Source organism: Pseudomonas sp. HP_14 (assembly GCF_055283875.1).
Window position 1 is genome coordinate 129,613 of the sequence record NZ_JBTOQI010000042.1, and the last position, 12,854, is coordinate 142,466.

A 12,854-nucleotide genomic window follows, 5' to 3' on the forward strand; every position below is an offset into this window, starting at 1 on the left:
ACACACATCTGTCGTCAGAGACTGCAGACGTGGGACCGGCTTTAGCCGGGAAGGCGTAATTATTAGCGCTGCAAATGTAGCGAATGTACCGGCCTCTTCCCGGCTAAAGCTGGTCCCACGTTAATGCGCGTTGCGCTTACGACTGCGCACTTATTGACCATACCCGCGGATTGCCGCCACCTTTTGGCGCAATGCTATGTGCTGGCTTTCGAGTTTGCGAAGGCCTGTGCATTGAGTGACATTCCTGCGCCACTCCTCGTTTCGAGCCTGCACACAAGTGCTACCGAACTGCTCACCCGCCATGCACAGCACGGGGCGCAACCGACGCTGACGTCGCTAATCGACAACTCAGGTCGCTGCTGACTAGACGCATCGCGACGTCGTTTTCAGGGGTTATTGAATGAGCATTCAACTTTAGGCATGGCATTTGCGTTGTCATCACAAAGCCCTGCTTCAAATAGGGCAATAACAAGAGCCTCCGCCTGAGGCCTCCAATCCGCTTTGTGTGAGGAGATACAGTGATGACTTCGTTTAACTCCGGGGCCCAACCCCAGAATCGCGCACCACAATCCATTGGCTTTCTGCTGCTGGATAACTTCACTCTGATCTCCCTCGCCTCAGCGGTTGAACCTCTGCGTATGGCAAACCAGTTGTCGGGCCGCGAGTTGTATCGCTGGACCACGCTGAGCGCTGATGGCGGTCAGGTCTGGGCCAGCGATGGCCTGCAGATCACCCCTGATGCGGCCATGCACAAAGCCCCGGCGATGGACACGGTGATTGTCTGCGGCGGCGTCGGTATCCAGCGCACGGTTACTCGGGAACACGTCAGCTGGCTGCAGAGTCAGGCGCGTCAGTCGCGTCGGCTTGGTGCAGTCTGCACCGGCAGTTGGGCGCTGGCCTGCGCCGGTTTGCTGGATGGTTTTGATTGCAGCGTGCACTGGGAATGTCTGGCCTCGATGCAGGAAGCTTTTCCTCGTGTTGCAATGAGCACTCGCTTGTTTACCCTGGACCGTAACCGCTTCACCAGCTCAGGCGGTACCGCGCCGCTGGACATGATGCTGCACTTGATCAGCCGTGATCATGGTCGTGAACTGTCGGCGGCGATTTCGGAAATGTTCGTCTACGAGCGTATTCGCAATGAGCAGGATCACCAGCGCGTGCCACTCAAGCACATGCTGGGCACCAATCAGCCGAAGCTGCAGGAAATCGTTGCGCTGATGGAGGCTAATCTTGAAGAGCCTATCGACCTGGATGAACTGGCGGTTTATGTCGCTGTTTCCCGGCGTCAGTTGGAGCGCTTGTTCCAGAAATATCTGCATTGCTCGCCGTCGCGCTATTACCTCAAATTGCGCCTGATCCGTGCCCGGCAACTGCTCAAGCAAACGCCAATGTCGATCATCGAAGTGGCTTCGGTGTGCGGCTTTGTATCGACGCCGCACTTCTCCAAGTGCTATCGCGAGTACTTCGGCATCCCGCCACGCGATGAACGCGTCGGGTCCAACACCGCCCAGCAAGTGGCAATGATGCCGATCCCGCAAGCCATGGTCCTGGCGCCGTTGTCTGGCCCGTTGTCGGCGTTGAGTCAGGCTCGCAATGAGTCGACGTTTGCGAGTGTGAGGTTGTAACACGCCAGCGTGGGTGTCCGACAACGTGGGACCGGCTTCAGCCGGGAAGATATTCGAGCCGACACCCCAAGTTTAGCGGTGCAACACCCTTCGCCTTCCCGGCTAAAGCCGGTCCCACAACTCGACGTGGGACCGGCTTCAGCCAGGAAGACATTCGAGCCGACACCCAGGTTTAGCGGTGCAACACCCTTCGCCTTCCCGGCTAAAGCCGGTCCCTCGTCGATATCAACCGGCGCCAAATCTGGGGTTTGACATACGCTTTCCTGGCTTCAGCCTTATCCCTTCCTGCTCATGCTTCCCTCCTCTTTATTGATTGTTCGCTATAGAACTGCACCTTCCCTATCGTGATTAATACTTAGACAACCTGATTGTTCAGGTGCACGATAAGAATAATCACGTGTGGTGTAATTAGTTAAATAACGTGTGTGATGCCGTTAGTAAGAAATGGTCAGGAGGTTGGTGTAACAGATAATAAGGAGGCTGTAATGAACAGGATGTGGATAGCAAGTTTATTTGCAATGAGTCTGTTGGCCTGTTCGACAGGCCAAACACCGGTCAGTGCGCCACCACCGCTTCCTGCTGCAGTTGTTACCGATCAGGAACTGGTTGATCGGCTGAACGCTCACTACCAAAGTACTGTTGAACAGTGCACTGACGGCACGCCTGCTTATTATTGCTCAGGGGTAATGCTGCGCACCGCGACTTATAACTCCACTTATCCGTTCTGGACTCATAGCCCTCCTGCTGCAACCCTGGGCTCTGTGACGTTCTCCTATATCCGCCGTGATATTGGAAGTAACGGTACTGATCTGGGCAGTGGCTTTATCTTCAGCGACCAAGAGACAGCGCTGGCACAAAACAAGGCACCCATCGTCCGCTGTATTTATCCCTTTATGGCCGGAACGCAAAGCAGTGGGCGTCCGGGTTTTGGCTGTGGCTTCGCAGCAACCAGCGCACGACAGGAAGCGGATCTCAGCACCTGCGCAACATTGGCAACGCCCGCTGTTACCGCGCCGTTATGGCTGGAAAATTTCCGTCGATTTGGGTCGAGCGTTTATAAGCAGTGTTCATTGAGTTCGCTGGTTGCCAGCCAATTCAAGGCCAGCCTTGATGCGCACAATGGCGTTGATGCAGCCCATACCGTCACTCGTAATGAGTTACTGATTGCCACTTGGCGCGAAGACACACCAGAGCAGTTGCCGATTGAGGCATTTTTCTACAATGCTGCAACGGGGGGCATTTTGAACGCACAGTCCCTGCGCCATGCCTATTATCTGAAAACATCACAAAGGCTGCCCATCGTCAGGGTTAACTTTGCTGCTGCTGACAAAAATATATTTACCTGGAGTGCCGCAGACCAGGTCGATGGTTGGGAGTTGGCAGATCGTTTGAACGGGCGTTATAACGCCACGTCCAACGATTGCAACGGCCAGGCTGCTTATTATTGCAACGGCGTGATTGCTCGCATGACGACTTACGGTGCGGGCTTTCATTCATGGAACCCTAATCCGAGTGGTCAAAATGATGTTTCATTCACCTACCTCAGGAAAGACCTCAAGTTTAATCATGGCCCGTACATGGGGCAGGTGGAACAAGGGTTTATCTTCAAAGAGGCCGCTGCTTATGGGCAGCAGGGGATTTATCCATTGGTGGTGCAATGTTCGTTCCCCTACGACGGAGCCACTGCTGAGCGGGACCGGACAGGCTGTGGTCAGAATCAGTATTTTCCGGGAAGCAGTCAGCGCTGCGCGGAGCAGGGCATCAATAGCCTTGCTGCATGGAAAGCTCATTTCTTTTCTCAACCATTGGCGGTTAACAGATATCGTCACCAGTGCGGTTTGGGAACCGATCAGGCAAGTTTTGCGTTGAGTCTGTTAGCCAGGGAAAATCCCCAGGCGGAAATGAGCGGGATGGCGCATAACGAAATCCTGATTGGTCGCTGGCCGCAAAATATTCCCCAGCAGTTGCCCATTGAGGCCTTCATCTACATTTACGACCAGAGCCGGGCGCTAGGACTTGAGGGCGCGCGGTATATTCAGCGTGATTACTACACCCAGAGCCGAACAACCGTTCCGGTGATAAGCGTCGCGTTCAAAACCGGGGGCGATAACATTTTCAGTTATCACCCGAGTGATCAGGGGCTTTGATGCACGGTCTGTTAACGATCTGATGCCGTTACAGATTTAGCCAAGAGGCCATGTCGTGTTTTGCTTCAGATGGTCATCGCGTCAACTCTGCCTGCGGCCCTGCTTATAAAGGGCCAGCGCCGGAAGCAACTGCTGATCAATCGCTTGCCTCACCGCGGGCAATAGGGTCGCGCTGCCGCTGAACATTTGTTCGACCAGGCAGCGCAAGGCGGTGGCGCGGTCTTCAGTCAGACCGCTGACGGCTTGTGCACACGCTTGTTCGGCCGTTGCGCCGGTAGGCACCTCTAAGCCGATGGCTCTGAGCTGGCTGATCAAGTCCTCCTGGTCAATCAAATCCGCGTGCATCATCCCGGCTGCTCCTTTTTTGTGAGGTATGCAGCGATTCTGGTGTCGCTTTGCCCTGCCGGCAAGGACCGTATGCCGGGATGTCCAGCATGCCTACGAACAGGTCGTTTTCGGCTAAATGCCACGAGGGATCAACAGATAAGCGGTGCGGCCCAGACTTGCAGCACACAATAAAAAAGGGCCGTGAGGCCCTGTTTTATTCAGCAGTGTTTACCAGCTATAACGCACCCCGACATTGACGCCCCAAGGCTGTTCGATGTTCTCGCCCTTGCTGTAATCAACGTCAGCGTGCAATTGCAATACATCCGTCAACTGCGCTGCGATCCCGGCACCGATTTCACCCCGGCTGCCTGACAAGTCGTTGCTGAACGTGTTGCTGTTGACCTTGACCCGGTTGCCCTTGGCAAACTCATGGGCCATAGCCACCTTCACGTAGGGCTGGATAAAACCACCACCTTCCATTGGGAAGTTGCGACCTACGCTGGTGCCCACCTTGCCAAGGAAGGAATCAGCCTTGTTGCTGCGCGCATCCATGCCATTGTCCAGCGAGTAATTCTCTCCCGACACCCACAACGCCGAGCCTTGCACATACGGTTCAACGAACCAGTCATCAGCCAGTTTGATATGTTTGCCCGCTTCGACCGACGCACCGATACCGTTGTTGGTGTAATCGCCACCGGACTTGGTGCCGTCGCTCATGCGTACATCGGATTTATTCTTGAAGCGGTTGGCCTTGAGGATCGCATCAATGTAATAACCGCTGTCGGACAACCAGGTGGTGTAGGCACCCAGGTAATAACTGTCGACCCGGCCGGTAGTTCCTGCTGCTATGTCCAGATCCGAACGGCTGTAGCCACCCAACACACCCACCAGCCACTGACCGCTGGAAGCAGGCAGCGCCACATCGGCGCCATAGGAAATACCCTGCTGGTTCTGCTGATAAGCCGTGCCGCCTGCAGCAGACATGTTGTATTTGTTGCCGTAGGCGCGAGCCCACGCGCCACCTTCGGTCTTGCCATAACGCAACTCACCCATACGACTGCGCAGGCTGGTCAGTTCGCCGTACCAGACGGTAGGCGCTGCACTGAACAAACCAATGACCGAACGTGTACCGGGCGTAATGATAGGTTTGCCTCCATCGTCATATTTCTGAACCAGAAACCAGTCGGTCCCGCGCTGTTCCAGTTCATAGGCGAATGTGCCGAAGTCGACTTGTCCGCCCACCACACCAAACGCTGCGTTACTGCCTGCGCCGGTATGCACGACTTGTTGATCCTGGTCGCCCAGGCTCGGGTCGACACCCGTGTTCTTGATCTGCAGTTCGTAATTACCCGTTGCAATCCCGGAAACGTCAATGAAATCGCTTAGGTGCGCGGCCAGGTCCGTATCCATGATGAAGCGGCCATTGCCCGATAGCGTACTGACCGATAGCCTCTCGAATGTCCCGTCGCCGCTCCCCAGCTTCACCGTGCCAGTGCTCATGCTCAGGTTGGTGACGCCTGCACCGTCGTTGGTGGTCCAGGTCGAGTTATCCAGACTCAGGTTTTCAACATTGCTCAGGTTGCCGCTGATGGATGAGTTGTTGACCAGGTTGAGTTGATCAACATTACTAATGTCGCCGGTAATACGTGAGCCGTTACTGGCGCTGAGGTTGACGGTGTCGGTCACGTTGCCAGTCAGGCTCGAACCGTTGTCCAGCGTGAAATCGGTCACATCGGAAACGTTGCCGGTAATGCTGGAGTTATTGTTCAGGCTGAGGGTGTCGCTTTGCGTCAGATCGCCGGTCAGCGTTGAGCCATTGTTCATGGTCATATTGGCGACATTGGTGACATCGCCAATGATGCGCGAGTTGTTGTTCAGCGCGACATTGGCGGTGGAGTCATCACTGATCAGAATGCCGCCATTGAGCGTGCTGTTATCGACGCTCAAGTCGACAGTGGAGTCGTCGGAAACCTCTAGCGCCAAGCCGTTTCCGCCGTTTACCGTCGAGCCATTGGTAATGCTGATAACTGAATTCGTGGGTGTTCCGTAGTACGACGCAACCACAATCCCACTGCCGTTAATGCCGGTGATCGTTGAGCCGTCCACAGTCAGTGGCGCATTTTCCGGGTCGGTCCCCAGAAAGTTAGCGGACAGACGTACGCCCGTAATGTCGCCGGTCACGTTGCTACCGTTTGCGATTGTTACCAGGCCACCCGTGGATAACAGGCCTATGCCACTGGTTCCTGACCCGTCATCTTTACCGTAAACATCGGTATTGGAGAGAACCAATGTGTTGTCCAGCGATACGACGACGCCGAAACCCGTTCCGGTGATCGTGCTATTGCTGACCGCGGCCTGTGAGGGTGGATCCACAAAGTCACCATTGCGATCCACTGTAAGGCCAGTGTCGTTGGTGCTGGTAATCGTCGCCCCATCGATAGTTGCGAAGGAGTTAAGCAAGTAAATGCCGGGTCCGGCGGACGTTACAGTTGCCGCATTGATAACCAGTCTGGAGCCAGAGCCCGCTTCAATTGAACCGGTGGTAGCGTTTGGGTTGACGGTCAATTCTGCGTTTGAAAGTGTCCAGTTCTCGGTGCCGTCTCCAGGATTAACGATTGCTGAATCGCCGGGTCCCAAGTTCGCGGCTCCACTTTCAGAGGCAAGACCGATAGCCAAACTAATGGCTATAGCCAGCTGGGAATAGTGAGCACGCCTGGGTGCGGAAATCATGATGTTGTGCCTCAAGTAATAGGAGTTGCCAAGGGGGCGCTATTGGACCTCATAAAAAAGTCGGTAATGCATAGGGTATTTCACCCAGTCTTGTAGGAAGTTTCCTGCATGCATGTATGAATCCGAGAATGCTGGAGTGGCTAGATGCCTTCAGAAAAATCGCATGCCTGTATTTACTGGCTGAAACCACTGGTCGTGGTAGCTTTCATCCAGTCGAGATCCTGCGCACCTCGAAGCGCTATATCTATTTATTGCCACAACTAGTAATAGTCAGAGTGAAAAGTTTTGTCAAAAAATACTTGCGGTGTGTTAGTTGTCGAGATAGCGGGCGTTAGTTGAAATAGCGAATGGCGATAAGCAAACAGTGTTAATGGGATGATACAACGCTGGTTTTTTAAGCGTGGGGGCGTTGCGCAAAAGCTGCCTGTTATCGCAATTGCGGACCTGAGCTATAGCCAATGAATCTTGGCGCGGCAGTCGGTTTCTTTCTATTTTTAAACATGCAATGACAAAAGAATTTATTGATGAGTAGTGGTGTATTTTGTTATTGCCTCGACGCAGGAATGGAGTCCTGACCAGGCAGCACTTTTTACAGATGGCTATTGCAACCGGGTGTTCAAGATCATCCCGTGCGATCACTTAAAGTGCGTGGTTTATCGTGTCTCTTATTTCTTCATGGAATTAACAGCGCCCCCTTCATTTCAATGGGAGGGGCCTAACGCATGTGAGTAAAGATAATGGACGACAAAGTACGTAACACCAGGTTTTCAAGGGTGGGTATTTATAACGAGCGTCAAAACGGCCCTCGTCCCACTCCTTCAGAGCCTCAGAACGCCAACATGCCAGCGACAGTGATAGCAGCAACCGGCGCATTGGAAGACCTTGATGAAGGCCCCGGTTACTATCTATTGCCCCAAGCCATTGTTGATCTGGCGTTACCCGTTCAGATCAAGTGGTGGCCTGCTATCTCGACGAATTCGGTTCTTCGTGTTCGCTGGAATGGTGTAGACATTGGCGCGCGGATCCCCATAACTGCCGCCGACGTGGCCAACCCGGCAAAGGTTTTTGATTTCACTGTTCCCGCAGCAATGATGGCTGCCAACGCCCACGGGCAATATGCCCTGCAGTACACCACCGGTCAGCCGCCCACTGGCACGATCAATCAGACCTTTTCAAGGTCGGTGACGATGATCGTTGATAGAAATCCCCCAGGCGGTGAGCTCAAACCACAGCTTCAATTTGTATCGGATGTGAGCGACGGTATTACTGAAGCGGATCTGGATACGAACGATAATCTGGAAGCCATCGTCGCAGATTACTACGACATGAAAATCCAGGATGTCGTAGTGCCCTGGATTGGCTCGGCAGATGGTTCTTCCGGCGAGTTTATCCCCGCTGCCGAGGAAGTCGTCGACGACGATGAGATTGGCACCCAGAAAGTACATATCTTTTTCTCAAGGGTTTTGCTGGAAAAGTATGGCGATGGACCGGTTGCGTTCAGCTATAAGCTACGCGACCGTGCAGGCAATGAAACAACCGTTAGAGCGCCGGATCGTGTCGTCGACGTGCTGCTCAAAGATGCCCCGGAGAACTTCCTGGCCCCATTGGTGCCCAGCTTTGATGACGGCATGATCACCGATACAGATGCGCGGCTGCCCGTGACAGTGTCAATCCCGCAATACACCAACCCTAAGCCGGGGGACGTTATTATGGTGCACTGGGGTACCGTCAATTTGACAGGCAGACCTCTTGCACCCGGCGAAGAATTGCTGGACCCAATGATTACAGATATCCAGGTGCCGTATACGCAGTTGCTCACGCCACCTGCTCAGGTGGGCTCCGTGGTTGTCACCTATACCGTCAGAAGGGGCATCAATACCTTCCCGCCCTCCCTGCCCACGACCGTACAGATTGACCTGAACATTCCAGGTGGCCCTGACCCCGATCCCACCACTCCGGAGAACGAGAACCTGAAGCCGCCCATTGTCATCAGTGATGACGGCAACGGTACCGTGGGGGCAATTCCGGCGGATGACTACGAGAAAGACGCGCAGGTGACCATACCGTGGCAAACCGTGGATAACCGGCAGGCCATGGCTGAAAGTGACCAATTGGCCGTCATGTGGCATGGCCGCAGGGTGATCAATCTCACATTAAACGCCACCCAGCCCACCAGAGATCTGGTCCTGCCCATTCTGACCCGTGACATCCAGCTGGAGGGTGCTGGCCTGAAAGATGTCACTTACACGTTGACCCGGGCGCTGTCTGTGACGCCTCATACTTCTACTGCCCTGTCGCCCAAACTCCCGGTACTCGTCGAGTCGGATGTCGGCCTGCCGGGGGATGGAAGACCACTGGCAAAACCAACGCTACCTGAGGCTTACGCCGACTCGGGCTTCCTGATTATCGACCGTACGCTGGGGTATGACGGCACTCCTGTCGAGTGCCCTCTAACCGACACCAACATAGCAGCGTTCGATTTTATTCAGTTGTTCTTCGTGGGGTATACCGAATATGACGGTACTGGAGCACCCATCGAACCTTCCAGGTATGAACTGAGGCGACCCATTACACCTACAGAAATAGCCGCACAGAAGGCTGTAATTGATGTTCCGGCCTATATCATGCGCGCGCTGTGCTTCGGCTCGGTTAAACCTACTTATAAGGTGGAAAACGCGATGGGGGCTACGGAGTCGGACCCTGCCGATGTGGTAGTGGTTCAACTTTCGACCGGGGGCGATCCAAACTGCACCTTGCCTTAGTTTTGATGCCGGTACTGACAGGCGATATTCGCCTGTCAGTCGTTTTCATCTGAGAGAGGTTTTTCTCATGCCTAATATTCAAGTCGCGTCCGCGCTGCAGCGCCCACCCCCCTCAATGCCTGAACCCGGCATTCCGGTGATCGATCAAATAAACAAAGGCGGCCTGGGTTACGACGAGTTGCGCAAATCCCCGATAGGACCCGTCAAAGTAACAGCGCCCCTTATACCCGGCGCTATTCAACCCAATGATACGTTGGTGTTGTATTGGAATGATGTGCTGGTGGACTCCTATCTCATTAGCCTAGAACAAATCCGCACGGGTTTCTTAGTCTTCAATGTTGACCCAAACCGTATTCTGGATGGGGACGACGTTGAGGTCAGGTATCACTCTTTCACTGGTTTGGCCGGTAATGAAGCGGTCTCATTTTCATACTATGTGGACGTTGATACTCAAATACCCGGCGATCCTGATCCCGTTCCACTGACACCCACACTGAATGAAAATCTTGCCAAGCCCAATGGTATTCCGCTGGTTATTGACGATGCTGTTGCCAGCCAGGGTGTTACGGTCACTATCGTGCCCTGGTATTTCATGGAGGAGGGGGATGTTCTGACGTTGACCTGGGGGCAGACCCCGCTGAAACAGCCACCGCTTACTGCTGCGCAGGTTGGCAGACCCGTCGTGATAAGGGTAGACACGGCAACGATCCTCTCTACGCCCAATACACTGGGGTTAAGGGTTTTTTATGACATACGGGACGTTGTCGGGAACTGGTCACTGTACTCTTTGCCCGCCATCACTGATGTTGAAGCCGGGCCCAATACCATGCCCGCCCCTAGAATAGAGAAGGCTGTCGGCGACAATGACCTTGATCTGGCAGAGTTGGGCACCAGTGATGCCAATGTCTATATCCCGGTTTATCAGAATTGGAACGCTTATGATTCGGTGGTGCTGCACTGGCTTGGCGTAACCGCTGGGGGGCTGCCTGTCGAGGAAAGCGTGAGCTACATCATGCAACCGGAAGATGAAGGTTTCCCGGTCAGGCTGCAGGTGAAGAACGAGACGGTGGTCGCTATCGCAGGCGGCCGAGCCATCGTTTATTACGAGGTGAACGGTCTACGCCGTTCCCGCAGGGTGTCAATTACGGTCAGCGGCGCCATTCAACCGTTGCGAGAACCATCGGTACTGGAGCAGGTTGGGGGCATGCTCGATCCAGCGAATGTTGGCGCTACGGGGGCAACTGTCGTAGTGAAGGCCTATCCCGGTATGGACAGCACCCAGCGGGTCATCCTGTACTGGAATGGTGTCACGGCGGGTGGCGGGCACACGCAGTTCACTGAAGAGAAACCAGGCAACAATCTGGCGCAGGACATCACCTTCAAAGTGCCCAAAGCCGCTCATGTGGATGGGTTGGCCGGCGGTAGCGTGGATGTTTATTACACCGTGCTCAGTGGGGTCGTGAGTCGGGATTCTGCTCACGTTCCATTAAGCGTCAAAGCAGAGTCGCCAGGCTTCGATTTACGCCCGCCTCGGGTTCCCAAGGCTTACGGCGATGGCACGCGTCTTAACTTCGACTCTGCCATGTATTACGACGATTATCTGCCGGTTATCGTCAGCTATACGGGGATGGCTATCGGGCAAAAAGTGCAGCTGCGTTGGGCGGGAACTGTTGTCTATCAGGAAGAAAAAACCGTAACCGTCGTCGGTGATCTGGAGTTCCTGGTGCCTCGCATGGAAGTGATCGACGTCATCGGTCGCTCAGTCTCCATCACCTACACCGTCACACTGGCCAATGGAACAGTCGTCGGAACGTCCCCGGCATTACCGCTTCAAGTCGATCCCCAGACGTATGACCTTGTGCCACCGGTGCTTTCTGCGGACAACCGAAAAGTCACCTTGCATTACACGGACATGCATTCACCTCATACCGGTCGGGTGCGCTGGGAGGGTATCGTCAAGCACGATACCGATGAGCAAAATCTGGATACCCGTCCAGAGGAGTTCGACATTCCGACGACCTGGGTCACTGAAAACAGAGGTCGTGAGGTGTTGATCAATTACACGGTGTATAGGGGGGAGGGGCGGCACTTGATCTTTTCCAGAGTGCTTAGAAAAACGTTTTGAGTGCTAGCGGTCATTTGGTAAATCCAGGGACGCATCAGCGTCTCTGGATTTATGAAGTGACTTAGGGGATGGGGATAACCTGGTCACCGACTAAATACCTGAAGGTCGCCTCACTGGCTGGAGTTCCAGGTAGCCATAGGGAAATGATCGGCAATGAAATCCCCGTCGCACTTTTAAAGTCCCGTTGATCATTTTGTGCATCAATCAAACCTTGCGGCGACCTATTGACGTAAAAGAATGCCTCCAGTGGCAGCACTTTCCCCAAGCCGTCCTGCCAAACTGCTAATCTGAGTTCATTCTGAGTGGCGAACGATTCAACGTTGATTAATGCCATCCCTTTAATCGTCGCATCAAACGCGGTGGCGGCACCGTCATTCAGTGCGTCCCTGACATCAAACCCACACTGGGCAGCACGCGTGCTTCCACTCGCTCTAAAGTGGTTGTACCAGGCTGTTGCCGTATAAATGCCCTGGGCCTGGCAAGCTGCGCTTCCGGGGATACCCGTATATGCGCCACACCCCTTGTTTACTCTGGCGGAGGTGCCTGCATCCAGTGGGAACGCACAGAGAATTTCCGGGGTGATTTTATTCCCAGCGTGGTAAACCGGCAGGAAGATATAACCGTTGCTATAGCCGTATGCCAACTTTTGATATTTAGAGTCTTTTCTCAAGTAGGAAAAGGAAACACCGCCAGAAGTGTGGTTGGCCGGGCTATTATCCCAGGAATGACGACCAGCCTTATAGCTGGTGCCGCGTATCAAAACCCCATTGCAAAGAAACGCCGGTCGCGAAGGCGCGCCACAGGTGACGGCCGTATCGGCATACCGGTTGGTTAAATGACGCTGTGCATCTTCGCCAATGCCTGATATACCGACCGCTTGTAACTCGGGTGTTCGCATTGCGGTTGGCGCGTCGTTAACAGCGGTTGAAGTACAGCCCACGAGGGCCAGACTGAGGAGTAGGGAGTGTAATTTTTTCATGTTTAATACTCCGGAATGAAGCGAGAGGACATCCCATCGCTAACTAATTCTGGAGGTAAAGTTAAAGAATAAACACTGTAAGGCGTGGCAGTTTTAATAGGATTTCGACGTTGAAAATTCTCACTGATTTCGAAGTAATCTAAGCACAATAATCAGGCA

Annotated in this window: 7 protein-coding genes; 4 read left to right on the plus strand and 3 right to left on the minus strand. The window is 54.0% G+C overall.

The annotated features are described in order from the left end of the window. The first annotated feature begins 521 nt into the window (after window positions 1-521). Both gbdR and ACYASS_RS21160 read left to right on the plus strand, forming a co-directional pair. Window positions 522-1,625, plus strand: coding sequence for a choline metabolism transcriptional regulator GbdR (gene gbdR, locus ACYASS_RS21155; RefSeq protein ID WP_463587559.1), 1,104 nt, complete (start codon window positions 522-524; stop codon window positions 1,623-1,625). Window positions 1,626-2,110: 485 nt separating this feature from the next. After that, window positions 2,111-3,772: a hypothetical protein gene (locus tag ACYASS_RS21160; RefSeq protein ID WP_463587560.1), complete on the plus strand. Its 1,662-nt coding sequence runs from the start codon at window positions 2,111-2,113 to the stop codon at window positions 3,770-3,772. Window positions 3,773-3,853: 81 nt separating this feature from the next. On the opposite strand, the gene ACYASS_RS21165 is transcribed toward ACYASS_RS21160, so the two are convergent. Beyond that, window positions 3,854-4,120, minus strand: a complete 267-nt coding sequence (locus ACYASS_RS21165) for a hypothetical protein (RefSeq protein ID WP_463587561.1) — start codon at window positions 4,118-4,120, stop codon at window positions 3,854-3,856. A 207-nt stretch (window positions 4,121-4,327) separates the two neighbouring features. Then, window positions 4,328-6,736: an autotransporter outer membrane beta-barrel domain-containing protein gene (locus tag ACYASS_RS21170; protein ID WP_463587562.1), complete on the minus strand. Its 2,409-nt coding sequence runs from the start codon at window positions 6,734-6,736 to the stop codon at window positions 4,328-4,330. 830 nt (window positions 6,737-7,566) lie between these two features. Here ACYASS_RS21170 and ACYASS_RS21175 point away from each other — a divergent pair. Continuing rightward, window positions 7,567-9,591: a hypothetical protein gene (locus ACYASS_RS21175; RefSeq protein ID WP_463587563.1), complete on the plus strand. Its 2,025-nt coding sequence runs from the start codon at window positions 7,567-7,569 to the stop codon at window positions 9,589-9,591. 67 nt (window positions 9,592-9,658) lie between these two features. Beyond that, the gene (locus ACYASS_RS21180) at window positions 9,659-11,716 is read left to right on the plus strand and encodes a hypothetical protein (RefSeq protein ID WP_463587564.1); all 2,058 of its coding nucleotides are present in this window, start codon (window positions 9,659-9,661) and stop codon (window positions 11,714-11,716) included. Between the two features lie 61 nt (window positions 11,717-11,777). Here the strand turns inward: ACYASS_RS21180 and ACYASS_RS21185 are convergent, their stop codons facing one another. Continuing rightward, a complete protein-coding gene (locus tag ACYASS_RS21185; protein WP_463587565.1) occupies window positions 11,778-12,695 on the minus strand; it encodes a hypothetical protein in 918 nt (305 codons plus the stop codon). Window positions 12,696-12,854: the final 159 nt, after the last annotated feature.